This is a genomic window from Streptosporangium vulgare, from assembly GCF_042428775.1.
GTDB lineage: Bacteria > Actinomycetota > Actinomycetes > Streptosporangiales > Streptosporangiaceae > Streptosporangium > Streptosporangium vulgare.
In genome coordinates this window covers 14647-41536 of record NZ_JBHMBS010000013.1, presented here as the reverse complement: position 1 = coordinate 41536, position 26890 = coordinate 14647, and the positions used below count along the sequence as shown (strand labels likewise).

Genomic DNA, 26890 nt, shown 5'->3' with positions numbered 1-26890 from the left:
CCGGTTCCCGCCGGTTCGCGGCACCCTGTCGCGATCATGGGTGCCCCATGTCGCGGGCCCACCACCGGGCGGACCCGCGACACGCTCGTGTGGGTCTTTCGCCGCGCTCAGGGCCTCACCGGGGTTTCCGGTCGAGCCGTGGCCGGGGAAAGTCCCGTGCGGGTACTACGCCGTCGCCCGGGTGCCCTCCGGTGAGGGCGCCAGGCGTCCCGATCGATCCAGGGCGGCGACGGCGGCGGCACAGCCGAGGCCGATCAGCGCCAGGGCCAGCCACGGCAGGGCCGGCAGGCCGGCCCGCGCGCCCAGATCCAGGGACCACCCGGTGAGCAGGTTGCCCACGGCGATGCCGACTCCGGCCAGGGTGCTGTAGAGCCCGTAGTAGGTGCCCACCATGTGCCGGCCGCCGAAGGTGGCGATGGTCGCCATCTCGAACGGATAGATGATCATGGTGGCCAGGCTGAGCAGCACCGCCGCCCCCAGGACGGGGACCAGCGCGAGCATCCGGGCGACACCCCCGGACGGTACGACGGCGGTGCCCGCCCAGGGGGCGGCGAGGGCCAGTGGGGTGAAGGCGAACCCCATCACGACCAGGCCCCGCGCGATGGCCTGCGGCGGTCGCCACCGCCGGGTCGCCCACGCCGTCAGCCGGGCCTGACCGGCGATGGTCATCACCGCGGAGACGGCGAACACGAGGGTGATCCCCAGCTCGTCGCCCGTCACCCGGCGGATCTCCAGCGGCAGCCCCAGGTAGACCTGGAAGTTCAGCACGTAGGAACCGGCCATGGCCAGCGAGAACAGCAGGAACGGCCGGTCGCCCGCCACCCCGCGCCAGGCGGGCAGCACGCCCCGCCCGTCCCCGTCCGCCCCGTCCCCTCCGGCTTCCGGAACGGTCTTTCCGGGCAGGGCCCGCATCTGGGCGACCGTCAGGACCGCGAACATCACCCCCGCGACCAGGCAGACGAGCCTGAAGGCCACCGCGTTGAGCAGCAGGCCGATGAGCGGCCCGACCAGGATGCCCACCTGGGAGAAGGCGTTGAACACGGCGAACGCCTCGACCTTGCGCGCTCCGGCCTCGCGGGCGAGGTAGGCCCGCACGGCCGGGTTGAACAGCGCGCCGGCGAAACCGGTCAGCGCGGAGGCGATCACCAGTGCGGGCAGGGAACCGGCCACGGCCAGCAGCAGGAACGCGACCGTGCGCAGCCCGCACCCCGCCACGATCACGGGCTTGTGGCCGAGCCTGTCGGCGAGGGTGCCGCCGACCAGGAACATGCCCTGCTGGCTGAGGTTGCGGATGCCCAGGACCAGGCCGACCAGTGCGGCCGGCAGCGCGAGCGTTCCCGACAGGTGACCGGCCAGATAGGGCATCAGCATGTAGAAGCCGGTGTTGATGGTGAGCTGGTTGACCAGCAGCAGTTTCACCGGCCGGTCGAAGGAGCGGGCCAGGGCCAGGGTGCCTCTCACAGCCGGCCCCCCTCGCCACCGGCGAGCGTCGTCTCCCCGGGGGCGTCGGCGGTGGTGGTGGTGACAGCGGCGGCTCCGGTACGGGCGCCGTCTCCCGAGGCGGCCGAGGGCGTCGCCGCGTCGCCGTCCCCAGGGCTGGTCTGGGGTGTTTTCGCGACGCCTTCTTCCGAGCTGCTCCGGAGTGTCTCCGCCACGCCGTCCCCCAGGGCGGTCCGGGGTGTCTCCGCGACGCCGCCATCCGAGCTGCTCCGGGGTGTCTCCGCGACGCCGTCTCCCGGGAAGGCGGCCGGGTCGAGCACGGTCGCGCATCGGGTCCAGCGCGTCAGCTCGCGCTCGGCCGGATGGGCGATCTCGTCGGGGTCCGTCGCCGGAGGCACGCCGAGCAGGCCGTGTTCGGCGCAGTAGTCGTCGTTGAACACGGTGTCGAAGTAGCGGTGCGGGCCGTCGGGGAAGATCGCCGCTATCCGGGTGTGGCCGGGCAGCGCGCGGGCCAGCCAGGACGCCACCAGGGCCACCGCGCCGACACTCCAGCCGCCGGTGGCGTACCGCAGCGCGGCCAGGCGCCGGCAGGCCCAGACCGCCTCCGCGGGCGCGACCCAGTGGACCTCCCCGAAGGCCTCGTACGCCACGTTGCGCGGGTGGATGCTGCTGCCCAGGCCGCGCATGAGCCGCGAGCGCGCGGGCTGGCCGAAGATGGTCGAGCCGACCGCGTCGACGCCGACGAGCCGCAGGTCGGGGTAGAAGCGCCGGAGTTCGCGGTAGACGCCCGCGCTGTGGCCGCCGGTGCCCACGCTGCACACCAGGACGTCGATCCGCCCGAGCTGGCCGGCCAGCTCCACGGCGAGTCCCGCGTAGGCGGCGACGTTGTCGGGGTTGTTGTACTGGTCGGGGCAGTAGGCGTCCGGCTGCTCGGCGAGCAGTTCCCGTACGCGCTGCCGGCGGGCCTGCTGCCAGCCGCCCACCGGGTGCGGTTCGGTGACGATGACGACGCGGGCCCCGTAGGCCGTCAGCAGCCGGCGCATCAGCGGTTCCATGCCCGGGTCGGTCACCAGCGTCACCGGGTGGCCGTGGACGATGCCGGCCAGTGCCAGGCCCAGCCCGAAGGTGCCGCTGGTGGATTCCACGATGGGAGCTCCCGGTCGCAGCAGGCCGCGCTCGCGCGCCCGCTCGACGATGTAGAGCGCGGAGCGGTCCTTGATCCCCCCGGGGTTTCCGCTCTCCAGCTTCGCCCAGAATCCGTGCCCCCGCCCCGAGGTGATCTCGGGAACCCAGAGCACCGGCGTGTTGCCGACCACGTGCTCGGGAGTGTGGCAGGTGGTCCCGGTGATCAGTCGGCTGAGCGAGGCGGTGTCGATCTGCGATGAATTAAGTGTGTATGTCATGATCCGTTTCCCATGGTCGCGATGTGTTCGACTCGCTTTTGGGCGCGCGGAAGTGACGGCTCACGCCGATCGTGTCGAGCTTGAGTCGTTGCCGAGCGGCCCGGTGGGCCGGTCTACATGCGGGAAACGGATTTGAGGACGAGGAGCACGGCCCCCGGCGGCATGCACGCGGGCCGCGAGGATCGCTGGGTGGGCGGTGGTGAGGGGGTCGCGGACACCTCGGTGCTCATCGGGCCGGTGACGGCGGGGCCGGTCTGCAGCAGAGGGCGCATGTCGGTGACCTGCGCCCCGGCGGCCGCGCCACACAGGCGATGATCGTGATCGACGGGAAGCCGGGGGCACGGTGCGTGCTCGCTCGGCAGCGCGGCGGGGGGATCGGTGTTCGAGCCCCCGGCGGAAATCGCCGTCTGCGCGCCGGGCGCGTGGTGGTGCGCCGCATGAGCGTGGGCGGCGGCGTACAGCGCCAGATGGATCAGCACGACGATGCCGAGCACGGTCAGGCACAGTGTGAAGGCGACGCCTCCACGTTGCGCGACTCGCCGCATCGACACGATCATGACCACAAACGTACATCACGTTGTGTGATCGCTTGAATTCGGGGTGTGATTTCGTGCTTCAGGTGGGCGGCCTCGGGCGGGACCGGGGCGTGGAGCGGTCATGGCGGCCCCGCGGGGAGGGCCGGGGCCGATCAGCGCTCCACGTCGTCGGTGAGCAGGAAATCGGGCCGGGAGCGATTCCAGTCCGATATGTTCGATATATCCGGTGTGTTCAGCTCGTTCAGGGCCGAGACGATCCGCTTCTCCTCGTAGACGAAGTGCGTCTCCATCAGCGCGGCGAGGCTGTCGATCTCCCTTCGCGCGGTGACGGGGTCGATCTCCCGGTCCAGGTCGCCGAGGAGCGCCTCCAGCCGCCGGAGGGAGTCCTCCACCAGCCGGTGGTCACGGCGCAGCTCCTCCAGCACCGGGCGGAGCTCGGGAAACCGGGCGGCGAGCGCGGGGAACGCGCCGTCGTCCTCGCCGTTGTGGTGCCGGTCCAGGGCGGAGCAGAAGGTCAGGCAGTGGGCCCGCAGCTCGCGGGGTCGCACGCCGCCGTCGAGGTAGGCGTCGACGCCCTCGCGGAGCGCGGCGAGCTCCTCGCGGAGCCAGAGGTGCACTTCGATCAGCTGGTTGCCGAACGCCACCAGGCGTCCGTCGGGTGTTTCCATGGTCGTCCCGTGTTCCACGCCTCCATGTCCTCGGCGATCTCTTTGCCGGGTACACCGCGACGCTGGCAGGGACTCCATCATCGTCGCGCCGATCCGTCAAATCGCGCCGGGCCGTGCTCCGCCCGCGTGCCGTCCCCGGCCGGGGACGGATGACGGCACCAAGGGGGCGACGTCGCGGGGACGGCCCGGTGGCCGGGCGTCGTGACCACCCGGAGCACTGGGTGAGCGTGAGGAGAACGGCGACGGCCCGGTGGTCCGCGGGGGACCGCCACCGGCCCGGTCGGCGGCCGTGGTCACGACGGACCGGGGGGACGAGCTCACCGGGGACTCTCCGCGGCGCGGCGGTCGATGGTCGTGGTCACGACGGATCGGGAGGACGAGCTCACCGGGATTTTCCGTGGCGCCGCGGTCGGCGGTCGTGGTCACGACGGATCGGGAAGACGAGCCTGCCGGGACTATCGCGGCGCCATGGCCGGTTTCCGTCAGCTCGACGGCACCCTCCGGTAGGCGCTGAGCACCTGGAGGGCCCGCAGGGTCTCGACACCCCGGTACTCCAGGGTGGCGGCCGCGCCGGGAGGCTCCCAGGTGATGGCCCATCCTCCGTCGGGCTGCTGGTCGGCCGCCAGCCGGTCGAGGTGGCCCTCGATCACCTCGTCGGAGAACAGCCGGCGCCAGCGGCTGTCGGGGTGGGGAGCGAGGTGCAGGGGGGTGACCCCGTACTCCGGGTCGGCGGGGTCGCTCCGGTACCACTGCAGCTGGGGGAGCCACTCGCCCACCCGCTCGGCGAGGTGTTCGGCCCGATCGCGATCCGGGACGTGTTCGAGGAACACGAGCGTCTCGGACATGGCGTGCGCGTCGTCGGGGAAGCCCTTCTCCAGTGCCGACCAGCACCAGTCGGTGGCCCGGGTGAGCCACGGATGCTCCACGCCCATCCGGTGCAGCAGCCCGGCCAGCCCGGCGGTCGGGTTCAGCCCCGGTGTGTACGTCCACTCCGACCAGTGCACGGCCCTCGGGTAGGCCTCCATGACCGGCAGGGACAGCGGCACCGCTCCGTCGGGCGCGGCGACCGTCGCCAGCCAGTCGCACGCCTCCGGCACCAGCGGGCCGGTCGCCGGCACGCCGGCCGCGAGCAGTGTCTGGAACGCGGCCTCCACGTCGATGGGCAGGCTGTCGGGGCAGCGCTTGTCGGGTTCGAGGCCGTGGCCGAAGCCCCCGTCCGAGTTCCGGTAGCCACGCAGGGCGTCCACCACCCCGGTGGCGGGCGCCGCCTGGAAAAGGGTGGCGAACAGGCGGCGTTCGAGCAGGCGCCCCTCGCGGAGGACGAAGGCTTGAGCGGTGTCGAAGATGCTGTCACTCATGGTGTCCCATACTGCGGGACGCCTGGCCCGGCCGTCTTGCAGGAATCGGACACCGCCCCCGCCCCGAGCCCGCGCCCGTCCAGGACCGGTCGGGGCGGGCCGGGGGCAGGGACCGGTCACACGTTCGCCGCCGTCGTTTCCGGGCCCGCCGTCCTTTCCGGGCCCGCCGCGTATGCGGCAGTGGCTTCGTCTGGCTTCGTCTGGCTTTGTTTGGCTTTGTTTGGCTTGGTCGCGGTCCGGCCGACTCCGGCTGGGGTCGTCACCGTGCGCGGCGGGATCGGTCCGGCTGCCAGAGGGGTTCGCCGGACTCCTGGACCTCCCCGTCGGCGCCGAAGATCAGGAACCGGTCGAAGTCGTCGGCGAACCACCGGTCGTGGGTGACGGCGAGGACGGTGCCGGAGAAGGAGGCGAGGCCGTCCTGGAGTGCCTGCGCGCTGGCCAGGTCGAGGTTGTCGGTCGGCTCGTCGAGCAGCAGCAGGGTGGCTCCCGACAGTTCGAGCAGCAGGATCTGCAGGCGTGCCTGCTGGCCGCCCGAGAGGGTCTCGAAGGGCTGACGCCCGGCGGGGGCGAGCTCGTAGCGGGCGAGGGAGGCCATGGCGTCGTTGAGCGTCAGCGACCCGGCGGCCGTGACGATGTCGGCGGGAGTCCGCCCGGCCAGGTCGGGCCGGGCGTGCGTCTGGACGAAGTGGCCGGGCACGACCCTGGCGCCGAGCTCCACGGTGCCCCGGTGGCGTACCGGCGCGGGCGACCCGGAGGCCGGAGGGAGCGCGCCGCTCCCCGATTCGGCCAGCAGCCGCAGGAAGTGGGACTTGCCGGAGCCGTTCGGGCCGAGGATCGCCACCCGCTCCCCGTAGTGGATCTCGACGTCGAACGGCCGCGTCAGGCCGGTCAGCTCCAGGCGGGTGCAGATGAGCGCGCGCTTGCCGGTACGGCCGCCGCTCAGCCGCATCCGGACGTTCTGTTCCCTGGGCGCGCTCTCGGGCGGGCCCGCCTCCTCGAACCTGGCCAGCCGGGTCTGGGCGGCCCGGTAGGCGGAGGCGACGGAGTCGTTGTTGGTCGCCTTCTGGCGCAGGGTATGGACCAGTTTCCTGAGCCGGGCGTGCTCCTCGTCCCAGCGGCGGCGGTGCTCGTGCAGGCGCTCGTTGCGGTCGCGTCGAGCCTGGGCGTAGGTGGCGAAGCCCCCGCCGTGGGTCCACACCCCGCGTGACTCCACGGTGAGGACGCGGGTGGCCGTGTCGGCGATCAGCCGGCGGTCGTGGGAGACGAGCAGGACGGTCTTCCGGGTGGCCTCCAGCTGTTCCTCCAGCCACTGCTTGCCGGAGACGTCCAGGTAGTTGTCGGGCTCGTCGAGCAGCAGGACCTGGTCGGGGCCGCGCAGGAGCGCCTCCAGCGCGAGCCTCTTCTGCTCGCCGCCCGACAGCGTGCCGACGTCGCGGTCCGCCACCTGCTCGTAGCCGACGCCCATGGCGGAGGTCGTACAGGCGCTCCAGGTGACCTCGATGTCGTAGCCGCCGGCGTCGGCGTACTCGCCGAGGGCGCGGGCGTAGGCGAGCTGGGTCCCCTCCAGGTCGCGTTCCCGCATCGCGCGCTCGGCCCGCTCCAGCTCGGCGGTCGCGGCGCGCACGCGTTCCGGGGCGACCGCCAGCAGCAGCTCGCGGACCGTCAGGCCCCCGCGGAGCCCCCCGATGAACTGACGCATCACCCCGAGCCCGCCGGACGCGATGATCCGCCCGGAGGAGGGGGAGAGGTCACCGGCGATCAGCCGTATCAGGGTGGTCTTCCCCGCGCCGTTGGGGCCGACCAGCGCCGCGGTGACGCCGTCGCCGACGCGGAAGGACACCTCGTTGAGCAGCAGCCGCCCGTCCGGCAGCACGTAGGTCAGCTCGTCGGCCTCGACATGTCCCACGGTGGCGTCCCCTCGAAGGTGGCGGTCCCCATCGCGCTGGAGAGAAACCGCAGTTAGAACATTGGTCATACACTATGAACATTGATCGGGTCGTTTCTCAGGCCATTAGGATCTCCGGAGTGGGAGAGACGGGATCGGAGGATCGTGAGCGCTACGCCGGGCAGGAGAACGCGGCGCCGGAGCGGTGAGGCGGCGCCGGGGGTGTGGCTGCGTCCCCCGCGCGCGGGCCGGGCCGAGCCGGTCGTCACCCTCGGGCGGATCGTGGCGGCGGCCGTGGAGCTGCTGGACGAGGCGGGGGCCGACCGGCTGACCATGCGGCGCCTCGCCGAGCGGCTGGAGACCGCCGCGACCACGCTCTACCTGCACGTCGAGACCAAGGACGACGTGCTGGATCTCGCGCTCGACGCCGTGTTCGGCGAGGTGCCCGTCCCGCCGGGGGGGAGGGGCGCGTGGCGCGACGACGCCGTCGCCCTGATCACCGGCTGGCGTGACACCATGCTGCGCCACCCGTGGTCGGTGACGGTGCTGGACCGGCCCCTGCTCGGTCCCAACGTCCTGGCCCGCACCGAACACCTGCACGCCGTGCTGGCGGGCGCGGGTCTCACCGGCCCCCGCCTGACCGCCGCCGCGTACGCCCTGGCCAACTACGTCATCGGTTCCGCGACGATGCAGGTCGCCGGTGCCGGGTACGGCGAGGCCGAGTGGAGGCGGGCCGCCGACCTGCACGTGCGGACCCGCCGTGAGCTGTATCCGACGCTCGCCGCGCACGGATCCCCGATCGGCAACGACTGGGATCCGGTGTTCGCCGCGGGGCTGGACTACCTGCTGGACGGCATCGAGTCGCGGATCCGGTGAGAGCGGGTCTTGCCCCTCAAATCCGTTGATCTACAATGTAAAGGCATTTGTCCGGATTTGAGGGAAATCACCCTCTCTCGTCGCCGCTCCCGTACGGCTTCCCGATTCACCTGCTGACAGGGCCGGAGCGCGCGGCCGGTACGCTCGCGGCCGGGAAGGGAGGCGGGATGCTCTTCGCCGTCGCGGCCGTGTTCGGGCTCACCTGGTGGCTCGGGTGTTACGTGATCGCACGGGACCCTCGGGAGCGCGGGCCGCGACGGGCCGGGCTGGGGCTGCTGGTCTACGGTGCCGCCCTGGCGGTCGCCCAGATGCTCACCGCCGTACCGGGTCCCGCCGCGGAGGTGCTGGACGCGGTCGAGGCCACGCTGGTCCACCTGCCGGCGCTGCTCTGGACGGGGGCCGTGCTCACCCTCGTCCCCGGCGGCGAACGGCTGGACCGGGTCTGGTCCAGAGGGCTCGTCCCGCTCACGCTCGCGGCGGTCGCGTGGCTGCTGGTGTCCGGCCTGGTGTCGGAGGTGAGCCTCGCGGCGCGGGTGGTGACCGGGGTGTTGCTGCTGGGGCCGCTGGCCGGGGTGCTGGTGCTGCTCGTGCGGGCCAGGCCGCCGAGGGCCGGGTGGCTGGCGGCGGTCGCCACGCTGTTCTTCTTGCAGGGGGCCGCGCTGCTCATGTTCCCGCTGTTCGGCCCGCCCGGCCTGCTCGCCGTCATCGCCGTCGACGTGGACATGGTCCTGCTGGGCGTGGCGATCGCGATGTCCAGCGCGTTCCAGGCGGGCGAGGCGCTCTGGCGCGACATGCTGAGATCCCTGCTGGGGGCGGCCGTCGTGGCCGTGGCGTCCGGCGGCCAGGTCGCGCTGGCCGTCACGCTCGGCGGGTCCACGCCCGCCCTCTCGGCGCTGCTGTTCGGGGTGATCGCGGTGGCCGTCGCCGTGCAGACGCTGGCCGGTCCGGTGCACCGGGCGCTGGACCGGATCGCCTTCCCCGGTGATCCGGAGATCCGCCGCGAGCGGGCCGAGCTGCGCGAGACGTCCGAGGCGCTGCCGCGCCGCGAGCAGGGGCCGCCGCCACCGGACGAGGCCGAGTTCGTCCGGCTGACGCGGCGTGCCCTGGCCGGTTACGGCGATCTGGGCAAGCTCGCCGGCAGCCCGCTCGCGAACCTGCCGGTGATCGAGGCGCGGATCACCGGTGACATCCCGCTGGAGCGGGCGGCCGAGTTGAAGCGCCTGCTGCTGGAGAGCATCCAGCGGCTCAAGCCCCGTGACGGGGAGTTCGGCACCAGCGAGGAGTGGCGGTTCTACAACGTCCTGTACTTCCCGTACGTCCGGGGGCTGCGTCCCTACCGGCGCGGGGCCGGGCGCGGGGGGCTCACCGCCGTCGAGCGGCAGGCGTTCGACTGGTTCGTCCGCGAGGTTCCCGAACGCACGCTCTACAACTGGCAGAACGCGGCGGCCAAACTCGTCGCCGACGATCTTCGCAGGGAGAACTGGCAGTGAATGGCAGTGCCATGTCTGCAGATGGCAGTGGGTGAGGCGGTGTGCTGAGGGAGTCGGAAGCCCCGACACCTTCCGCTTCCGGCTTCCGGCTTCCGCTTCCGTGAAGCCGGAAGCGGAAGCCGGAACCTTCAGCGAAGGAGACACCGATGAGCACCACCACTCCCACCGCCCGCCGTACCCCCCTGCTGACCCGTGTGCTGTGGACGGACGCCTTCCTCACCGGAGGGTTCGCGCTCGTCCTGGCCGTCGCGGCGACCCCGCTCGCGGGGCTGTTCGGGCTCCCCGAGCCGCTGGTCCGCTGGGCCGGGATCGGGTTGCTGCCGGTCGCGGCGTTCGTCGTCTACCTGGCCACCCGCCCGGTCCCGCCCCGGGGAGGCGTCCGGGCGCTGATCGCCCTCAACGCGCTGTGGACGGTGGACAGCGTCCTCCTGCTGTTCACCGGCTGGGTGGACCCCAACCCGCTGGGCGTCGCCTTCGTCCTGGCCCAGGCTCTCCTGGTGGGTGTCTTCGCCGAGCTCCAGTACGTCGGGTTGCGCCGCGCCTGACCCCGCGCCGTCGAGGGTCCCGCTGCCAAGGATCCCGCCGTCGAGGGCCCCGAGGGTCCCGCCGCGCCGGGTACGGGCGGCGGGACCTTTCCGCGTCTTTCCGCGTCCTCCCGTACCTTTCCGTACCTCTCCGTCAATCGATGAGGATGACGTGTTTGCCGCGTACGCCGCCGGCCTCCAGTGCCCGGTGGGCCTTGGCGATGTCCGCGAGGGGATGGATCGTGTCGACGACCGGCCGCAGTGCCCCGCTCTCCACCAGCCCGGTCAGATCGGCGAAGAGCCGGTGGGTGGGGTTGCCGCTGAAGAACCGCACGCGCCGCGGGCCGAACACGGCGGACGCGAGGACGTACGACAGGGACGAGAGCACGTGCCGGTAGTCGAGGGTGATCGACACCATCCGCCCTCCCGGCGCCAGGAGGCGGCGGAAGGCGCCGAGCTCGGTGCCGATCGCGGTGTCGAGAACGACGTCGAAGGTGCCGAGGTCGGCCGGGCCGGTGGTCGCGTAGTCGAAGACCTCGTGGGCGCCGAGGTCCCGTACGAAGTCGAGGTTCCCGGCCCCGGCGAGCGCGGTGACGTGCGCTCCGTACGCCCGTCCGAGCTGGACGGCGACGCTGCCGACCCCGCCGCTCGCCCCCCGCACGAGCAGCCGCTCTCCCGCCCTGAGGCGGGCCTTGTCGCGCAGGGCGGTGATCGACGTCGTGCCTCCGGCGAGCAGGGTCACGGCCTGGGCGGGGTCGAGCCCCGCCGGGGCGAAGGCGAGTTGCCGGGGGCGGACGGCCACGAACTCGGCGGCGCTTCCGAAGGAGCCCCTGGGCAGTGTCCCCCACACCCGGTCACCCACGGTGAGGCCGGACATGGGGGAGCCCAGGGCGGCGACCTCGCCGACGAAGTCGATCCCCGTGCCCTTCGGGAAGCCCCGTCCCGTGATCAGCCGTACCTTTCCCGTCCGGCCGAGGAACTCGCCTCCGTTCACGCTGGTGGCGCGTACGCGCACCAGCACCTCACCCGGACCCGCGACCGGCTTGGGCAACGTGCCCTCGTACAGCACCTCCGGCGGGCCGTACCTGTCGTACCGGGCCGCGCGCATCTCGCTCACTGTCCTCGTCGTCCAATCCGCCCGGCCTGTCGCCGGGCTTCCGCATGGTCGTGATGTCGGTCAGGTCCCCCGGTGACGCGTCGCGAGGGAACGCGGGCGGGCTCCGGGCACCTCGCTGATCGGGCGAGGGCGCGGGCCGTGTCCGGCGTCGTGTTCCCGTGGCCGCGACGGCCGTCGTCGATCCGGGACGAACTCCACGCGCCCGGGAGAAACAGGCGGTGATTTCCACGTATCGCCAGGCTAATCGGTTAAACGGAGAGGATGCTCCATTTGGGATAATGTGAGAAACATGTCAATCAGTTCCTCTCGGATGCCGCGCCCCGCGGACACGGCCGGGCTCCGCGTGGACGCGCTGCACAACCGCAACCGCATCCTGGAGGCCGCCCGCGAGGCGTTCGCCACGCTCGGGCCCGGCGTGCCGATGGCCGCCATCGCCCGCCGGGCCGGTGTCGGGGTGGCCACCCTCTACCGGCGCTTTCCCACCCGGGAGTCGCTGATCACCGAGGTGTTCGCCGACCAGATGGAGGCGTGCGTGTCGGTCGTCGACGACGCCCTCGCCGACCCCGACCCGTGGCACGGATTCCGTACGGTCATCGAGAAGGTGTGCGCCATGCAGGCCACCGACCGGGGATTCACCGCGGCGTTCCTGACGGCCTTCCCCGACGCGGTCGACTACGAACGTGAACGCGTCCGCGCCGAGCGGGGCTTCGCCGAGCTGACACGGCGGGCCAAGGCCACCGGACGCCTGCGCGCGGACTTCGAGCAGGCGGACCTCGCGCTGCTGCTCATGGCCAACGGCGGCATCGTCGCCGGGTCCACCGAGGACGCGCTCACGGCGTCGCGGAGGCTCGTCGCCTACCTGCTCCAGTCCTTCCAGGCCGATCACCTCGATCGGGACGTCCCCCTCCCGCCGGCGCCCCCGTTCGGACTGCGGCACATGCCCGGCCTCCCGCCGGCGTGCTCCGCCGGATAGCCGATGGCGCCGCGCCGTCTCCGGCGAGTGACGCGCCCGGTGAGAGGCCGTCCCTCGGTGCGTCGCCGTGGTCAGCGGTTCCGCGGCCCGCGGCCCGCGGCCGGGGAGGTCGAACAGCCAGGTGGCGCCCAGCATCGGCAGCAGCCGGTGGAAGGCGAGGCACAGCCACACCACGAGGGCGGTCAGGGCGACCGGCTCGACGACGGCGAGCGCGATCCGAGCCCGGCCGTCCATGCCGTCCATGCCGGCCGACAGCGGCGGCACGAGAGCCAGGTGCAGCAGCGCGAGCAGGGGCATGTGGATGACGTAGACGGGCAGGGTGCGGCGCCCCAGCCGCGCCAGCGCGTTCCCGAGCGCGGCGTGACGGCCGAGCAGCGCCGCGGCCGTCACGCCGAAGGCCGTGGCGACGGCGCAGACCACCGGCCAGACACCGGGCCAGGCCCGCGATCCGGTCATCGCGACCGCCGCCAGGGCCCCGGCGTAGCAGGCGCCGGTCAGGGCCAGGCGTCCCCAGCCCGCGGTGGCGGCCAGCCGCTCCACAGCAGGTCCTCCACCAGCGCCCGCAGCACCCGTACCCGGTCCCTGACCAGTTCGGTGGCCTCCCCCTCCGGCAGCAACTCGGCGGAGGTGACCAGGCCCATCAGCGGGGTGCGCAGCTCGTGGGCGACGTCGGCGGTGAAACGTTGCTCGCTCAGCAGCCGCTCCCGCAGGCTGTCCGCCATCGAGTCGACGGTGGCCGAGATCTCGGTGATCTCGTCACCGCCCCGGCCGCCCTCCCCGGTCCGGGCGTCCAGGTCGCCGTCCGCGATACGCCGCGCGGTCCTGGCCACCCGCCTCAGCCGCCGGCCGGGCAGCTCGGCGGCCAGCACCGCGGAAGGTACGACGACCCCGAGCGCGGCCAGCGCGGCCATCACGATGTGCCGGTCGAGCGCCTGCCTGCTGCGCAGCTCGGTGCCCATGTCGATCTGCACGGCCACCACCTGGTCGCCGACGGGCTCGGCCGCCCACATCCAGGGGATGTCCGGCTTGCGGTCGTCGTACCAGGTGCCGGTCCGTCCCGTGGCCCTGACCTGCTGGAGCAGCGGGGACGGGATCAGCACCGGGTCCGGCTCACCGGCCCGTGTGCCGTCGGCCGCGCGCCGGTGGGTCTCCACCGTGGAGGCCAGTTCGGTCAGTGCCCGGCCCTCGCCGATGCTCATGGAACGCTCAAGGGTGCTCCGGTGCACCAGCACCCCGACGGCCAGCGCCACCGCGCAGGACGCCATGGTCACCAGCGCGGCGACCTTCCAGCGCAGCGACCTCCAGCCCGGCAGCCCGCGTGCCGTCCGGGTGACGTGTCCCATCTCAGCGCCTCAACTTTTGACGCGCTCTCCGGCTTGAAGGCCGGGGATTCAGTCCGTGCCGCGTCATGCGGCACCTCTGTGGCTTCCTGCTTCATCGGCGTCCGCCACCGCGAGCGGTGGTCTTACGTCACCTCCACAGGCGTTTGACGTCTCCGCCTCCCGCCGCCTCCCGGCGGCGGGTTTCCGTCCAGCGGCGACGGTTCGTCGGCCTTCGGCCAGGATGTTGCGGGCGGCGTTGACGTCGCGGTCATGGACCGCGCCGCAGGGGCAGGCCCATTCCCGGACGTCCAGCGGTAGGGCGGTGGCGACGCTCCCGCACTGTGAGCACAGCTTGGAGGACGGAAACCACCGGTCGATCTTGGCGAAGGTCCGACCGTACCGGGTGGCCTTGTACTCCAGCATGGCCACGAACTGCGACCAGCCCGCGTCGTGCACGCTCTTGGCCAGCCGGGTGCGCGCCAGACCCGAGACGGCAAGGTCCTCCACGTAGACGGCTTGGTTGTCACCGATCAACGTGGAGGAGAGCTTGTGGGTGAAGTCCCGGCGCGCATCGGCCACCCGGGCGTGCGCCCTGGCGACCTTGACGACGGCCTTGCTGCGGTTGGCCGACCCTTTTGCCGTGCGGCTCAGTGCTTTCTGTGCCCGGCGCAGTTTCTTGGCCGCCCGCCGCAGGAAGCGCGGGTTGTCGATCTTCCGGCCGTCCGACAACACCGCGAAGTGAGTGAGCCCGAGGTCGATGCCGACCTCGCACGCCGTCTCGGGCAGCGGCTCATCACCGGTCTCGACGGCGAAGGAGGCGAAGTATCGGTCCGCCGCATCCTTGATCACTGTGACCGATGAGGGTTCCGACGGCAAAGAGCGTGACCAGGTGACCGGCACGTCACCGATCTTCGGCAGTCGTAGTTTCCCGCCCGCGGTGATGGCGAACCGGGCGTTGCGGGTGAACCGGATCGCCTGGCGGCTGTCTTTGCGGGACCGATACCGGGGCGGGCCGATCTTCGGCCCTTGGCGCCGACCGGACAGGGAGGCGAAGAAGTTGCGGTAGGCGGTGTTCAGATCGGCCAGAGCCTGCTGAAGAACCACGCTGGACACCTCGCCCAGCCATGTTCGTTGCGGTGTCGTCTTCGCGGCGGTCAGACGCTTGGACAGCTCCGCGTCGGAAACGTAGGCCAGGCCTGCCTGGCGGGCGTCGGCTCGTGCGCGCAGCCCGTCGTTGAACACCACCCGCGCGCACCCGAACGCCCGCGCCAGTGCCTGGCGCTGAGCGGCGTCGGGGTAGAGCCGGTACCGGTAACGAAGCTGCACGGTACTGAGGGTTCCATGGTTCATGACGGAACGCATGAGTGTTCGACGACTCCGCGACCGCCTGGGGCGACGCATCGACGTCGCCCACTTCACCGGCGAACCCACGATCGTGGAGCGACACGGGGAGCCTCGCGTCGTGGTCGCCTCCCACACCTGTCCCACACCTGGTGGGCCGAGCGGCAAGACCAGGAAGGTCAGGGCACGCTCGCGCCCTGGCGGGCACTCCCGCGCGGGCCTTCACCCCCGGCCTGAAGGCCGCACACTGGCCCGCATTTCGGTAGCGCTCCAGCGCCATCGAGACCGCCTTGCGGATCACCGCGTCGTCCTCGACGAGCAGCACGGTGACAGGAGCCATCGGCGCGCTGTCGACCCTCAAATCGGACATATCTCCCCAAAGGCGACAGGCAACTCACCTAGGACACCATAATCTCTCTTCACGGGAGCATCTTCGGGGACGGATCGGTCGGCCCTCGCGCCGGTCGTGGAAGCGCCGCGCCGGACGGATCGGTCGCCCCCTCGCGCCGGACGGCCGAGCGTCCTCGGGCCCGCGCGGGGACCCGGATTCGGCCTGGGCGAAACGGCGGGTCCAGCTGCCGAAACACCGGTTGACACCGTGGTTCGGGAAGATCAGCCTTGTGGCGTGGATTCTGACGGTGTGATCTCCCTGCGACCTGATCTTGAGCTGCCCGATGCCGGGATCGGCGATCCGCCCCCGGTGTCGCGGGTACGGCCGGTCGACCCGGGAGTGGCGGTGGACGACCCGCCGCGGCGTGCGGTCGTCGTGGAGTTCGACGGTGCGCGGGGTGGGGTGGCGCCGTTGACGTGGGGGCAGACGTCGATCTGGCGGTTGACCACGTGGCGGGGTGAGGGTGACCCCTACTTCAACATGCCCTGGGTGCTGCCGGTGTACGGCAGGCGTGATCTTGATGTGGTGGTGGGGACGCTGCGGCGGTTGCTGGAGCGGCATGAGACGTTGCGGACGAACTTCCGCCCGGGGGTCGCGGGGATGGAGCAGCATGTGGCGCGGTCGGGGCGGTTGGTGGTGGAGGTGGTCGAGGGCGGGCAGGCCAAGCCGATGGCGTTGGCCAGGGAACTGGCCGTGAGCTTGGCGGCGGAGGTGTTCGACTACGCCGGGGAGTGGCCGGTGCGGTGTGCGGTGGTGACGGTGGGGGGCCGGCCGCGGGCGGTGGCGTTCGGGCTGTCGCACCTGGCGGTGGACGGGGGTGCGCTGGATCTGCTGGCGGCTGACTGGCGGGATCTGCTGGCGGGGGTGGCGGGGCCGGACCCGGGGTGGCAGCCGATGGATCAGGCGTGGTTCGAGCGGGAGGGGGCGGGGGCCGAGCGGGGGGAGCGGGCGTTTCGGCATTGGCGAGCGGTGCTGGAGCGTTCCCCGCGGTCGATGTTCGATTATCCGCCGGGTCCGGGAGAGGTGCCGCGGTTCGTGCGGGTGCGGATGGAGTCGGTGGCCCTGGGGGTGGCGGCTCAGGTGCTGGCGGGGCGGTGGGGGGTGAGCTCGGCCAGCGTGCTGACCGCGGCGAGCGCGGTGTTGTTGTCGGTGCTGACCGGCCATCGCCGGGTGGTGATGCAGTTGATCGCGGCCAACCGGCACGACGCGCGGATCGGCGCGCTGGTGGGCCCGGCCGCGCAGGACGGCGTCTTCGCCCTGGAGTTGCCGGTCGGCGGCACCCTGACCGAGATCACCCAGGCCGGGCACCGCCAGGCGCTGACCGCCTACCGCCACGCGCTCTACGAACCGCTGAGGCTGATGGCGATGCGCGAGGAACTCGGTCGCGAACGAGGCGGTCCCATCGACCTGTCGGCCTACTTCAACGACACGCGGGGCGGCGGCGACTGGCCCGACCTGCCCGTGGTGGAGCCCGCGGGGGATCCCGCCGCGATCGCCGGCCTCACCGCGCGGACCACCTTCTCCGTGGTCGGCTCCTGGGAGCACGTGGACGCCACCACGGCGCAGTTCATCATCGGTCAGGCCAGGGACGCCTGCGAGCTGCATCTGCTGGCCGACACCGCCTACCTGCCCCGGCCCACGGTGTACGCGTTGCTGCGCGGGATGGAGACCCTGCTGGTGCGTGCCGTCGCCGAGGGCGTCCCGCTGGACGCCGTCGCCGGGCTGTGCGGCATCACCCCGGTCGAGCGCCCCCTGGTCGAGCCCCACTGCACCACGTGGAACGGTGGGCGCCCCGGCTCCGCCTCACCTGTTGATCACCACGTCGAAATCTCTTGGGCGGGCGGTGAGGCTTGAGGGGGAGTCGTCAACGAGCCGCCGGCGTCTCATGAGAGGCCGTCGTCCCACGGGGACCGTCGTCTCACGGGGAGCCGTCGGCGAGGACCTGTTCCAGCGCGTGCGCGGTCTGGCGAACCATCCCGGGGTTGGTGTCCCAGTAGTACGCCAGCCCCGTCACGGCCTGATAGAGCGCCCAGCCGCGGCCACGCACCCATGACGCTTCGTCAACGCCGAGCTCGGCCCGGAAGCGCAGGCGGCTGTCACCCGCGAACACGTTCCAGGCGGGCTGGAGATCGCACGCGGGGTCGCCCACGTTGAGGCCGCCGAAGTCGATGACCGCGGACAGGCGGCCGTCGACGACGAGCAGGTTGCCCGGCAGCAGGTCGCCGTGCACCCAGACCTCCGGCCGGTCCCACGCCGGGGCGTCGAGCGACTCCCGCCACGAGCACAGGACCGCGTCGCCGTCGACGCGGTCACCGAGCCGGGCGACCGACCGGCGGACAAGATCGTCGCCTTCGGCGAGCGGCCCGCCGCGAGCGTGGGGGAGGCGCGGATGCGCGCCGACGGTGTCGACCCGCCGCAGCGCTCTCACGAACGCGGCGAGATCGACGGCCGCCTGGTCCGGGGTCGCGGGTCGTGCCGTTGGCGTCCTCGCCGGGCAGCCACTCGTACACGGACCAGGCGAAGGGGTATCCCTCGGCAGGGTCTCCCGTCGCCACCCGCACCGGGACCGCGAGCGGCAGGTGTGGCGCGAGCCTCGGCAGCCACCGCGCCTCCAGGGCCGCCGCCCTACCTACTCGCGCGCGTGGGGGAACGAGGCGACAACGACCAGGCCGCCGCCCTCGCGCGGCCACGCCCCGACATCGCCGCCGTGCGCCGCCGCGACCGACCGTACGATCGACAGCCCCAGGCCCGCGCTCCTGGCCGTGATCACGCGCTCGGCCCCGTGCCGGTGGAACGGCTTGAAGAGCTGCGGGATCTCGTACGGTGGCACGCCCGGCCCGGTGTTGCTGACCTCGACCTCGACTTTCCCGCCCGATTCGTCGGACACGGTACGGCTCACCACCCGCACCCACCCGGTCCCGTCGTCCAGGTTGTGCCGGATGGCGTTCTCGACCAGGTTGTGCACCAGCCGTTCCAACAGCAGGGCGTCTCCGGCGGTGGATGCCTGCGCGGTGACCTCGTACACGGTGACCTTGGAGTCGTGGGCGTCCGTGGCGGTCTGCCTGACCACGTGCGTCACCACGTCGGCCAGGTCGACCAGGGAGCGATCCTTGATCTCATGCTCCGACCTGGCCAGCAGCAACAACCCGGAGATGAGCCGCTCGTGGCGGGCGTTGATCTCCAGCAGGCTCTCGCCCAGCTCCTTGACCTCGGCCGAGGCCGTACGGCGGTGCATGGCCAGCTCAACCAGCGCCCGGTTCAGCGTCAGCGGCGTGCGCAGCTCGTGCGAGGCGTTCGCCACGAACCGGCGTTGCCCGTCGAAGGACTGGTCCAGCCGCTCCACCATGGTGTCGAACGTGTCGGCGAGCGTCTTGACGTCGTCGTCCGGCCCCTCCAGTGCGATCCGCTCGTGCAGCCCGCGCTCGGCCATGGGCGCGGCGGCGATCCTGCGCGCCGTCTCGGTGACCCGGTGCAGCGGGACCAGCACCCGTCCCGCGACCACCCAGCCGAGCCATACGGCCGCGGCGCCGACCACGACCAGCGCGATCAGGCCCTGCGTGAGCAGCGACGTGACGGCCGCGCCGCGCAGCTTCATCTCCTGCTGCCGCAGCCACTCGTACGCGGCGTCGCCCGTGAGCTGGACGCCGTCCTGAATGAAGAACAACTGCTTGACCCGGCCCGGCGGGGCGGTGAACCGGCTCTCGAACGAATTCGTCAACTGCTGGTTGAACAGCAGGTAGGTGACGCCGAGCAGCGTCAGCCCGGCGAGCATGAACACGGCGCCGTACAACAGGGTGAGCCGCATGCGCAGCGTGGACCGCGACCGCACGAGCCGCTTCAGGAAGCTCATGCGATCCGGTACCCCACCCCCGGCACGGTCTCCACCACCGGCGGGTCGGCGAGCTTGCGGCGCAACTTGAGAATGGTGAGCCTGACCGCTCCGGTGAAGGGGTCGGCGTGCTCGTCCCACGCCTTCTCCAGCAGCTGCTCGGCCGAGACCACGCTGCCGTTCGCCCGCATCAGCTCCGTCAGGACGGCGAACTCCTTCTTCGACAACGGGACGAATCGCTCGTTCCTGAACACCTCCCTGCGCGCCGAGTCCAGCGTGATCCCGGCCCTGCGCAGCACCGGCGGCACGGCCGGCCGCGAGCGCCGCCCCAGCGCCAGGACCCGCGCGGCCAGCTCGGGGAACGCAAACGGCTTCGACAGATAGTCGTCGGCCCCCAGGGACAGCCCGGTCACCCGGTCGTCGAGCTGGGCGGCGGCGGTCAGCATCAGCACCCGCGCGTCCCGCTCGGACGCGACGAGCTCCCGGCACACGTCGTCGCCGTGCACACGCGGCAGATCGCGGTCCAGCACGACCACGTCGTAGTCGTTGAGCGCGATCCGTTCCAACGCCGCCTCGCCGTCATGCGCCAGATCGACCGCGTGCGTCTCCTCGCGCAGCCACTCGGCGATCGCGTCAGCGAGCAGCGGCTCGTCCTCAACCACCAGCACCCGCATTGTGCACCTTTCATCTGCTTATGGGGCCCCGAGTGTGGCATAGCCGGCATTCGCTCAAAATAAGCCGCGGACGGAAACGCCGAGGAAACAGCGGCCCCTATTGCATCTCCCCTTGAACCACATTCATTCGACGGAGGAGAACACCCATGCGAGGACGAACCCTCAGCGTGATGGCCCTGGCGCTCACCGCGATCCTGGCCGCCTGCGGCTCGGGCGACGGCGGCTCCGACGTGGCGTCGGTGTCCGGCACCGGCAACCAGGCCGCGGCCAGCGCGAAGCCCAGCGAGGACCCGTACGAGCGCGGTCTCAAGTTCGCCCAGTGCATGCGCGAGAACGGCGTCGACGTCCCCGATCCCGAACCCGGCAAGGGCATCATGATGAAGTTCGACGGCAGCGTCCCGCAGGAGAAGGTCGAGGCGGCCCAGCAGGCGTGCAAGCAGTACGCGCCGATGATGGGCGGGCAGGGCGGCAGGGTCGACCCCAAGAGGGCCGAGGCACTGCGCAAGGTCGCGCAGTGCATGCGTGACAACGGCGTCGAGTCCTACCCCGACCCCGAGGGCGGCATGGTACGCATCACCAGCGAGGTCGGCCAGGATCCCGACTTCGTGTCCGCCCAGCAGAAGTGCCAGAAGGAGCTCTCTGAGGCGGGCATGGGAGGCATGTGATGGGGATGGCCACCATCGACGGGAAGGCGGAGCCCGGCTCCCCGCCCTCCCGGCCGCGCCGCCGGCGCGGCCGGGGCAGGGTGGTCGCCGGGCTGTTGATCGTGCTGGCTGTCGCGGGCGGCGGGTTCGTGGCGGTCAACAGCGCCGGCCTGCTGAAGGGCGGCACCGGTCCCACCCGGCCGGCCGGCGCCCTGCCCCCGGCCACCACCGCGGTGACCAGGCAGACTTTGAACGACACCAGGGATGCCGACGGCGAGCTCGGCTACGGCCCCGTAACCACGGCGGTGAGCAGGAAGCCTGGCACGATCACCTGGCTGCCCGACAGCGGTGCCCAGATCACCCGCGGCCGGTCGCTGTACCGGGTGGACAACCAGCCGGTCATGCTCATGTACGGCGACACGCCGGCCTACCGAGACCTCAAGGTCGGCCTGGAGGGCAAGGACGTCGAGAACCTGGAGCGCAACCTCAAGAAACTCGGCTACGACGGTTTCACGGTCGACGACGAGTACACCTACGACACGGCTGAGGCGGTCAAGGAGTGGCAGGAGGACCGCGGTCTGGACGAGACGGGCGTGGTTGAGCTGGGCCGGGTCGTCTTCGCTCCCGGCAAGGTACGGGCGGAGAGCCTGGAGGCCGAGGAGGGCCAGCCGACCGCGCCGGGGCAGAAGGTTCTGACTTATACGGGCACGTCCAAGGTGGTCACGGTCGAGCTTGAGGCCGAGGACCAGCGGATGGCGAAGAAGGGCGCCAAGGTCGAGGTCACGCTGCCGGTCGGCAAGAACGTGCGGGGCAAGGTCACCGAGGTGGCCACGGTCGTCAAGCCGGGCGAGGGCCAGAACGCCGAGCCGGAGACCCGGGTCGAGGCGCTCGTCTCGATCGGCGACTCCAAGGCCGCGAAGGGGCTGGACAAGGCGGCGGTGGACGTGACGTTCACGACCTCCCAGCGCGAGAACGTGCTGACCGTGCCGGTCGCGGCGCTGGTGGCGCTGCGGGAGGGCGGGTACGGCCTGCAGGTCGTCGAAGGGGGCAGGTCCCGCTACGTCAAGGTCGAGACGGGGCTGTTCGCCGGGGGACGGGTCGAGGTCAGCGGTGACGGGCTCACCGAGGGCATGAGCGTGGGGATGCCGAAATGACGTACCCCATGATCGCGCTGACGGACGTGTACAGGACATACCCCGGCGGCGTGGCGGCGTTGCGGTCGGTGTCGCTGCGCATCGAGCACGGCGAGCTGGTCGCCATCGTTGGGCCGTCCGGCTCGGGCAAGTCGACGATGCTCAACGTCGTCGGCACCCTCGACCGGCCCACGTCCGGGACCATCCACATCGACGGGTACGACATCTCCAAGCTCTCCGACAACCAGCTGTCGGCACTGCGGGCGACCACGATCGGGTTCGTGTTCCAGTCGTTCCACCTCGCCGCGAAGGTCCCGGCGCTGGACAACGTGGCCGACGGCCTCGTCTACACCGGCCTGAGCAGGTCGGAGCGGCGCCGTCGCGCGGCCGAGGCGCTCGAACGGGTGGGGCTCGGACACCGGATGGACCACGAGCCGCACGAGTTGTCCGGCGGCGAACGGCAGCGTGTGGCCATCGCCAGGGCGGTGGCGAGCGACCCGCCGCTGCTCCTGGCCGACGAACCGACCGGGGCCCTGGACTCGGTGTCGGGTACGGGGGTGATGGAGCTGCTGCACGAGCTGAACGCGGGCGGCACCACCATCGTGATTATCACGCACGACCGGGAGATCGCCGCCAGCCTGCCCAGGCAGGTGCGGATGCGCGACGGCCACCTGATCTCTGACACCGCCGCCGCGTCCCCGGCTCCCCAGCCTGCGGACTTGGGAGTGGCGTGATGACCGTCTTGGAAGTGGCCCGGCCGAAGTTGTCCCCGGCCAGGATGCGGCCCCGCGACGTGATGCGCGTCGGGGCGGTCGGCCTGCGCACGCGACCGTTGCGGGCCTTCCTGTCGGCGCTCGGCATCGCCATCGGCATCGCGGCCATGGTCAGCGTCGTCGGGCTCTCGTCCTCCTCGGGCGCCGAGTTGGACCGTACGCTTTCCGCGCTCGGCACCAACCTGCTCACGGTCTCGTCCGGCACCACGATCATGGGCGAGGCCGCGCAGATGCCGAAGGACGCGGAGTCGATGATCGAACGGATCGGCCCTGTCCAGGCGGTCTCGTCGATCGGGCGCGTAGGCGACGCCAAGGTATACCGATCGGAGCAGATCCCCGAGGCCCAGACCGGCGGTATGACCACGTACGCGGCCCGCCTCGACCTGCCCTCCACCGTCGGCGCGACCCTGCGGAGCGGGACCTGGCTCAACGCCGCCACCGAACGCTACCCGGCCGCCGTACTTGGCTCCTCCGCCGCCCAGCGGCTCGGCGTGGGCTCGATCGGGCCCGACACACAAGTGGTGGTCGGCGGCGTCCGCTTCGCGGTCGTCGGGGTCATGAACCCGGTGGCGCTCGCCACCGAACTGGACAGCGGTGTGCTCATCGGCCGGCCGGTGGCGGAGTCCAGGCTGGGCTTCGACGGGCACCCGACCACGCTCTACACCCGCTCGGAGGAGTCCAAACTGGAGGCCGTCCGCGAGGTGCTGGCGGGCACCGCCAACCCGGAGGCGCCCAACGAGGTGGACGTCTCCCGGCCGTCCGACGTCCTGGCCGCCAAGCAGGCGACCAGCCAGGCGTTTGCCAACCTCCTGCTGGGGGTGGGCGCCGTGGCCCTGCTCGTGGGCGGAGTGGGGGTGGCCAACACGATGGTCATCTCGGTGCTGGAACGCCGCGCCGAAATCGGCCTCCGCCGTTCGCTCGGGGCCACCCGGGGGCAGATCCGCACCCAGTTCCTGGCGGAGTCGCTGCTGCTGTCGGCGCTTGGCGGGGGAGGCGGGATCCTCCTGGGGACGGGGGTCACGATGGGCTACGCACTGTACAGCGGCTGGCCATCCGTCGTCCCGGCCTGGGCCACCGGCGGCGGCCTCGCAGCCACCCTCGCCATTGGCGCCGCCGCCGGCCTCTACCCCGCCATCCGCGCCTCCCGCCTCTCCCCCACCGAGGCCCTGTCCACCCCTTGACCCCGCGCACACGGGGCCCGGCGCGTCCGGTCCCACACGGCCCGGGCGTCCCGAGATGGGAAACCGGACGCGGCCACGGGGTTGCGGCGCTGCCGGGCACCCACCTCCGTGGCACCGGGTGTACGACCTGTTCCGTCGCTGGCAGCGGGACGCGACCTGGCGCCCACCCCCAGCAGGAGCAGGCGACCTCGACAACCGACAAGGAGCATGTGTGATCCGCACGTCCTGCAACGACGGCTGGCAGGTCCGGCCGACGGTCGACCCGTTCGCCGAACTGTCCGGCCACGTGGTCCCGTACCAGGAGGTGACACTGCCGCACGACGCCATGATCGACCAGGAGCGGGACGCCTCGGGCGGAGGGGCGGGCGGCTACTTCCCCGGCGGGGTGTACGAGTACCGCAAGGCCTTCCCCATGCCCGAGGAGCACCGGGGTCGGCGGATCATCGTCGAGTTCGAGGACGTCTACCGCGACGCCGCCGTGTTCATCAACGGCGACTACGCCGGGCAGCGCCCCTACGGCTACTCCCGCTTCTTCATCGACGCCGACCGGTTCCTGCGCTACGGCCAGGAAACGAGATCCGCGTCGACGCCCGGGCCCACCAGGAACCGCGCTAGGTGTTCTACCCACACAGGTACTGGAACTGATCGCGCGGGTTCGTGGCAGGGGCCTGCCGGTCGTGCTGATCAGCCACAACATGCCGCATGTGTTCGAGATCGCCGACCGTATCCGTATCCAACGCCTCGGTAAACGCGCGGGCGTCGTCAGACCTTCCGATCACACGATGTCCGACGTCGTCGCGATCATGACTGGAGCCGTTCAACTATGATCTCGGTCATCGGGGAGACCGTGGCGGACACTTTCATGCCCGCCCAGCAGCCCACACCGGGCGGACTCGACCTGCGAGTGCGCCCCGGCGGCGAACCCGCCAACACCGCCGTCGCCCTCGGCAGGCTCGGCACGCCCGTCGCCTTCCTCGGCCGGATTCCGCGCGGACCGCTGGGCGAACTGCTCCGCACCCACCTCGCCGACTCCCACGTCGACCTGTCACGCCTCGTCACCGCCGCCGAACAGCCGACGCTGGCGATCACCGCCGTCGACGAGGCAGGCCATGCCCAGTACTCCTTTTACGCGACCGGCACCGCCGACTTCCAATGGACGGCCGACGAACTCGCCGATGCGATGCCTCTCGAAGCCGTCTGCGTCCACGCCGGCTCCCTGGCCCTCGCCCTGGAACCCAGCGGCCCTCTTATCGAGAGGACGCTGCGAGAACGGCGTGTCAGCGCGACCATCTCGATCGACCCGAACATCCGGCCCGGCATCGTCTCCGCGGAGCGCTACCGCGAACTGCTGCCCGGTCAGCGTTCCACCTTCGTCGCTGACCTGACCGTCGGCGTGCCGGTCCATCTCCACCCAATTGTGCAGCGTGTATTCGTTGATCCCCAGATCCCGGGCGACGTGCGCGACGGGTTTGCCGGTCTCCTTGACGATCCGCACCGCCCCAGCCCGGAACTCCGGATCAAAGCGGCGCCGCGTGGTACCTGCCACGCCCAAACCTCTCTCGGTTCGATCTCCACGCTACGAGGGGAAGCTCAGTGGGGCGTTCGTCTACCTGGTGGTCGGTGTGAGGACGCGGGCGAGGAGATCGCCGAGGGTCGCGGCGTTGAGGTGGTGAAGGTGCAGACATGTCCCTTGCCCGCCGCATCTCGGACGCGACCCCGTCCCGCCGTTCGCGCGGGGGGGGACACCACGGACCGGCGTGGCGGAGCTGCGCTTTAGGGGGTTAACGCTGAGGAAACACTGCCCTCGTTAGAACTTGTGGCTCGACAGCCCGGTATTCAAGTTTGGAAGAGGCAGACTTCATGATTCTTCGTCGAACGATGTTCACCGGCGCAGCCTCACTGGCGTGCGCGGCGCTGGTCTTGAGCGCGGCGCCGCCCGCCACCGCCGTGACAGCTGCCGCCCCCGTCAAGGTCGGGGACGTGCAGCAGGCGATGGAAGCCTTGGTGAAAACGGGCCATGTGGTGGGTGCCATCGGCGAGGTGTACGTGGACGGCAAGCGGGTCGGAAAGGGATCGGCCGGGTCCCGTCTGCTCGACGGCAAGGGCGGCGCGATCCCGTCGACCGCCCGTTACCGGATCGGGTCGCAGACCAAGACCATGACCGCCGCCGTGGCGCTGCAACTGGTCAAGGAAGGCAAGCTGAGCCTGGACGACAAACTCAGCGAGGTCCTGCCGGAGGTGGCGAAGAAGGACCTGGTGGAGCGAGCCGACGAGATCACCGTACGCCATCTGGTCCAGTTGACCTCGGGCATCCCCGACTACATCGGCCCGGACACCTCGAGCCCTACGCGTAACTACCGCCCGACCGACCTGCTGGCGGCCTCGCGCAAGAACGCACGCCGCGTGGAAGTCGGTACCTTCGACTACTCCAACACCAACTACATCCTGCTCGGCATGATCATCGAGAAATTGTCCGGCAGGTCACTGGCCGCCGAACTCAACCGGAGGCTTTTCGCCCCGCTCGGCATGCGCCACACCTACCTGCCCGCCAAGGCGAACGAGGGCATCAAGGGCCCGCACGGGCACGGCTACGCCCCTGACGAGGCGGGCACGATGCGCGATGCCGACAAGATCAACGCCACCACCCTGCTCGGCGCCGGCGGTGTGATCTCCACCATGCGCGAGATGAGCACCTTCCAGCGCGCCTTCCGTCAGGGCAAGCTCCTGCCGGCGTCCCTGAGCAAGCTCATCACCGACCCGCCGCCCGGCCAGACGCCGCCGCCCGCGGGCGGCCCGTGCGCCGGCAACCCCGAGTTCGCCGCAGGAGGCGGAGGTAGCGCCCCCGGCTTCACCGCCGCGACCCTCACCTCATCCGACGGCCGCGTGCAGTTCGCCGTGTCCCTGACCCTGGCCATGGACAACGACGAGCGCAGCACCGTGCCGACGCGTATCACCAACGCCCTCAAATCGCTGTTCTGTCCCGGGACGTGATCAGATCATCATGGCCGAGTGCGGCTGAAGATTGGGAAGCCTCTGGGCGGCCGTGGCGCATACGCGGCACGGTTCTGTGAGGCCGGATGACCGAGAGGCCTTTCCCGCACGCCGGCAGCGGGGCGGCGCCGAGAGCCGGAGCGTTCCGCCTGCAACGAGCGGCTCAGCCTGCGAGGACGGGCTGTTCCGGCTGGGTGAGACGCAGGCGAGGGCCGGCCCGACGGTTGTGTGCCCGTACGCCACTCGACCGTCCGGCTCCGGGGTCGACCTCACCCCCAGCCTCTGCTTGCCCTTCGCCGATCCGCATCATGGGGGTCTTTCCGCGCCGCCGCCGACCTGCC

At 71.5% G+C, this 26890-nt stretch carries 23 protein-coding genes and 3 pseudogenes; 12 read left to right on the top strand and 14 right to left on the bottom strand.

Annotation, left to right across the window (positions count from 1 at the left end; genetic code table 11):
- Window positions 1-165: 165 nt before the first annotated feature.
- From ACFFRH_RS25905 to ACFFRH_RS25880, 6 genes are all read right to left on the bottom strand, one after another.
- Window positions 166-1461, bottom strand: coding sequence for an MFS transporter (locus ACFFRH_RS25905; protein WP_386160187.1), 1296 nt, complete (start codon window positions 1459-1461; stop codon window positions 166-168).
- Window positions 1458-2843: a PLP-dependent cysteine synthase family protein gene (locus ACFFRH_RS25900; RefSeq protein ID WP_386160185.1), complete on the bottom strand. Its 1386-nt coding sequence runs from the start codon at window positions 2841-2843 to the stop codon at window positions 1458-1460. The genes ACFFRH_RS25905 and ACFFRH_RS25900 overlap by 4 nt, the downstream gene beginning before the upstream one ends.
- 113 nt (window positions 2844-2956) lie before the next feature.
- On the bottom strand, window positions 2957-3400 hold the full coding sequence (locus ACFFRH_RS25895) for a hypothetical protein (RefSeq protein ID WP_386160183.1): 444 nt from the start codon (window positions 3398-3400) through the stop codon (window positions 2957-2959).
- 131 nt (window positions 3401-3531) lie between these two features.
- Window positions 3532-4047: a hemerythrin domain-containing protein gene (locus ACFFRH_RS25890; protein ID WP_386160181.1), complete on the bottom strand. Its 516-nt coding sequence runs from the start codon at window positions 4045-4047 to the stop codon at window positions 3532-3534.
- Between the two features lie 482 nt (window positions 4048-4529).
- A complete protein-coding gene (locus tag ACFFRH_RS25885) occupies window positions 4530-5405 on the bottom strand; it encodes a hypothetical protein (protein ID WP_386160179.1) in 876 nt (291 codons plus the stop codon).
- Between the two features lie 259 nt (window positions 5406-5664).
- Window positions 5665-7311: an ABC-F family ATP-binding cassette domain-containing protein gene (locus tag ACFFRH_RS25880; RefSeq protein ID WP_386160177.1), complete on the bottom strand. Its 1647-nt coding sequence runs from the start codon at window positions 7309-7311 to the stop codon at window positions 5665-5667.
- A gap of 144 nt (window positions 7312-7455) precedes the next feature.
- On the opposite strand from ACFFRH_RS25880, the gene ACFFRH_RS25875 reads away from it, so the two are divergent.
- The 3 genes from ACFFRH_RS25875 to ACFFRH_RS25865 all read left to right on the top strand — a co-directional run bounded on the left by ACFFRH_RS25875 (window position 7456) and on the right by ACFFRH_RS25865 (window position 10201).
- A complete protein-coding gene (locus tag ACFFRH_RS25875; protein ID WP_386160175.1) occupies window positions 7456-8166 on the top strand; it encodes a TetR/AcrR family transcriptional regulator in 711 nt (236 codons plus the stop codon).
- Between the two features lie 167 nt (window positions 8167-8333).
- Complete coding sequence (locus tag ACFFRH_RS25870; protein WP_386160173.1) at window positions 8334-9656, top strand: hypothetical protein; 1323 nt, start codon at window positions 8334-8336, stop codon at window positions 9654-9656.
- A gap of 146 nt (window positions 9657-9802) precedes the next feature.
- Complete coding sequence (locus tag ACFFRH_RS25865; protein WP_386160171.1) at window positions 9803-10201, top strand: hypothetical protein; 399 nt, start codon at window positions 9803-9805, stop codon at window positions 10199-10201.
- Window positions 10202-10334: 133 nt separating this feature from the next.
- Here ACFFRH_RS25865 and ACFFRH_RS25860 read toward each other — a convergent pair whose 3' ends face one another.
- The gene (locus tag ACFFRH_RS25860; protein WP_386160169.1) at window positions 10335-11288 is read right to left on the bottom strand and encodes an NAD(P)-dependent alcohol dehydrogenase; all 954 of its coding nucleotides are present in this window, start codon (window positions 11286-11288) and stop codon (window positions 10335-10337) included.
- A gap of 298 nt (window positions 11289-11586) precedes the next feature.
- Between ACFFRH_RS25860 and ACFFRH_RS25855 the strand changes: the two genes are divergently transcribed.
- Window positions 11587-12270, top strand: coding sequence for a TetR/AcrR family transcriptional regulator (locus ACFFRH_RS25855; protein ID WP_386160167.1), 684 nt, complete (start codon window positions 11587-11589; stop codon window positions 12268-12270).
- A 207-nt stretch (window positions 12271-12477) separates the two neighbouring features.
- Here ACFFRH_RS25855 and ACFFRH_RS25850 read toward each other — a convergent pair.
- From ACFFRH_RS25850 to ACFFRH_RS25840, 3 genes and pseudogenes are all read right to left on the bottom strand, one after another.
- Window positions 12478-12810 (bottom strand): annotated as a pseudogene (locus ACFFRH_RS25850) (acyltransferase family protein); the annotation flags it as partial.
- Window positions 12765-13613, bottom strand: coding sequence for a HAMP domain-containing protein (locus ACFFRH_RS25845; RefSeq protein ID WP_386160165.1), 849 nt, complete (start codon window positions 13611-13613; stop codon window positions 12765-12767). The gene ACFFRH_RS25845 and the pseudogene ACFFRH_RS25850, both read right to left, overlap by 46 nt.
- 63 nt (window positions 13614-13676) lie before the next feature.
- Window positions 13677-14918, bottom strand: a complete 1242-nt coding sequence (locus tag ACFFRH_RS25840; protein ID WP_386160367.1) for an RNA-guided endonuclease InsQ/TnpB family protein — start codon at window positions 14916-14918, stop codon at window positions 13677-13679.
- 640 nt (window positions 14919-15558) lie between these two features.
- Between ACFFRH_RS25840 and ACFFRH_RS25835 the strand changes: the two genes are divergently transcribed.
- Entirely contained in the window at window positions 15559-17178 is a 1620-nt protein-coding gene (locus ACFFRH_RS25835) for a condensation domain-containing protein (RefSeq protein WP_386160162.1), read from the top strand.
- A gap of 64 nt (window positions 17179-17242) precedes the next feature.
- Here the strand turns inward: ACFFRH_RS25835 and ACFFRH_RS25830 are convergent, their stop codons facing one another.
- From ACFFRH_RS25830 to ACFFRH_RS25820, 3 genes are all read right to left on the bottom strand, one after another.
- Complete coding sequence (locus ACFFRH_RS25830) at window positions 17243-17863, bottom strand: phosphotransferase (protein ID WP_386160365.1); 621 nt, start codon at window positions 17861-17863, stop codon at window positions 17243-17245.
- Window positions 17864-17953: 90 nt separating this feature from the next.
- Window positions 17954-19174 carry a sensor histidine kinase gene (locus tag ACFFRH_RS25825; RefSeq protein WP_386160160.1) on the bottom strand — a complete coding sequence of 407 codons (1221 nt, stop codon included), beginning with the start codon at window positions 19172-19174 and terminating at the stop codon, window positions 17954-17956.
- Window positions 19171-19827, bottom strand: coding sequence for a response regulator transcription factor (locus ACFFRH_RS25820; RefSeq protein ID WP_386160158.1), 657 nt, complete (start codon window positions 19825-19827; stop codon window positions 19171-19173). The genes ACFFRH_RS25825 and ACFFRH_RS25820 overlap by 4 nt, the downstream gene beginning before the upstream one ends.
- Before the next feature lie 146 nt (window positions 19828-19973).
- On the opposite strand from ACFFRH_RS25820, the gene ACFFRH_RS25815 reads away from it, so the two are divergent.
- From ACFFRH_RS25815 to ACFFRH_RS25790, 6 genes and pseudogenes are all read left to right on the top strand, one after another.
- Window positions 19974-20492 (top strand): hypothetical protein, encoded by a 519-nt coding sequence (locus tag ACFFRH_RS25815; protein WP_386160156.1) that lies wholly within the window; start codon window positions 19974-19976, stop codon window positions 20490-20492.
- A 5-nt stretch (window positions 20493-20497) separates the two neighbouring features.
- Entirely contained in the window at window positions 20498-21625 is a 1128-nt protein-coding gene (locus tag ACFFRH_RS25810; protein WP_386160154.1) for an efflux RND transporter periplasmic adaptor subunit, read from the top strand.
- Window positions 21622-22338 carry an ABC transporter ATP-binding protein gene (locus ACFFRH_RS25805; protein ID WP_386160152.1) on the top strand — a complete coding sequence of 239 codons (717 nt, stop codon included), beginning with the start codon at window positions 21622-21624 and terminating at the stop codon, window positions 22336-22338. The genes ACFFRH_RS25810 and ACFFRH_RS25805 overlap by 4 nt, the downstream gene beginning before the upstream one ends.
- Window positions 22338-23558, top strand: coding sequence for an ABC transporter permease (locus ACFFRH_RS25800; protein ID WP_386160150.1), 1221 nt, complete (start codon window positions 22338-22340; stop codon window positions 23556-23558). Before ACFFRH_RS25805 ends, ACFFRH_RS25800 begins: the two co-directional genes overlap by 1 nt.
- A gap of 211 nt (window positions 23559-23769) precedes the next feature.
- Complete coding sequence (locus ACFFRH_RS25795) at window positions 23770-24306, top strand: sugar-binding domain-containing protein (protein ID WP_386160148.1); 537 nt, start codon at window positions 23770-23772, stop codon at window positions 24304-24306.
- Between the two features lie 75 nt (window positions 24307-24381).
- Window positions 24382-24852: pseudogene (locus tag ACFFRH_RS25790) on the top strand (PfkB family carbohydrate kinase); the annotation flags it as partial.
- Window positions 24853-24993: 141 nt separating this feature from the next.
- Here ACFFRH_RS25790 and ACFFRH_RS25785 read toward each other — a convergent pair.
- A pseudogene (locus ACFFRH_RS25785) lies at window positions 24994-25053 on the bottom strand (hypothetical protein); the annotation flags it as partial.
- Window positions 25054-25418: 365 nt separating this feature from the next.
- Between ACFFRH_RS25785 and ACFFRH_RS25780 the strand changes: the two are divergent.
- Window positions 25419-26549 (top strand): serine hydrolase domain-containing protein, encoded by a 1131-nt coding sequence (locus tag ACFFRH_RS25780; protein ID WP_386160145.1) that lies wholly within the window; start codon window positions 25419-25421, stop codon window positions 26547-26549.
- Window positions 26550-26890 lie beyond the last annotated feature (341 nt).

Excerpts from the sequence above, each read along its gene's own strand:
- ACFFRH_RS25900 (WP_386160185.1), bottom strand. The coding sequence starts at position 2,843 with ATGACATACACACTTAATTCATCGCAGATCGACACCGCCTCGCTCAGC.
- ACFFRH_RS25895 (WP_386160183.1), bottom strand. The coding sequence starts at position 3,400 with ATGATCGTGTCGATGCGGCGAGTCGCGCAACGTGGAGGCGTCGCCTTC.
- ACFFRH_RS25890 (WP_386160181.1), bottom strand. The coding sequence starts at position 4,047 with ATGGAAACACCCGACGGACGCCTGGTGGCGTTCGGCAACCAGCTGATC.
- ACFFRH_RS25885 (WP_386160179.1), bottom strand. The coding sequence starts at position 5,405 with ATGAGTGACAGCATCTTCGACACCGCTCAAGCCTTCGTCCTCCGCGAG.
- ACFFRH_RS25870 (WP_386160173.1), top strand. The coding sequence starts at position 8,334 with ATGCTCTTCGCCGTCGCGGCCGTGTTCGGGCTCACCTGGTGGCTCGGG.
- ACFFRH_RS25865 (WP_386160171.1), top strand. The coding sequence starts at position 9,803 with ATGAGCACCACCACTCCCACCGCCCGCCGTACCCCCCTGCTGACCCGT.
- ACFFRH_RS25860 (WP_386160169.1), bottom strand. The coding sequence starts at position 11,288 with ATGCGCGCGGCCCGGTACGACAGGTACGGCCCGCCGGAGGTGCTGTAC.
- ACFFRH_RS25855 (WP_386160167.1), top strand. The coding sequence starts at position 11,587 with ATGTCAATCAGTTCCTCTCGGATGCCGCGCCCCGCGGACACGGCCGGG.
- ACFFRH_RS25845 (WP_386160165.1), bottom strand. The coding sequence starts at position 13,613 with ATGGGACACGTCACCCGGACGGCACGCGGGCTGCCGGGCTGGAGGTCG.
- ACFFRH_RS25825 (WP_386160160.1), bottom strand. The coding sequence starts at position 19,174 with ATGAGCTTCCTGAAGCGGCTCGTGCGGTCGCGGTCCACGCTGCGCATG.
- ACFFRH_RS25820 (WP_386160158.1), bottom strand. The coding sequence starts at position 19,827 with ATGCGGGTGCTGGTGGTTGAGGACGAGCCGCTGCTCGCTGACGCGATC.
- ACFFRH_RS25815 (WP_386160156.1), top strand. The coding sequence starts at position 19,974 with ATGCGAGGACGAACCCTCAGCGTGATGGCCCTGGCGCTCACCGCGATC.
- ACFFRH_RS25810 (WP_386160154.1), top strand. The coding sequence starts at position 20,498 with ATGGCCACCATCGACGGGAAGGCGGAGCCCGGCTCCCCGCCCTCCCGG.
- ACFFRH_RS25805 (WP_386160152.1), top strand. The coding sequence starts at position 21,622 with ATGACGTACCCCATGATCGCGCTGACGGACGTGTACAGGACATACCCC.
- ACFFRH_RS25800 (WP_386160150.1), top strand. The coding sequence starts at position 22,338 with ATGACCGTCTTGGAAGTGGCCCGGCCGAAGTTGTCCCCGGCCAGGATG.
- ACFFRH_RS25780 (WP_386160145.1), top strand. The coding sequence starts at position 25,419 with ATGATTCTTCGTCGAACGATGTTCACCGGCGCAGCCTCACTGGCGTGC.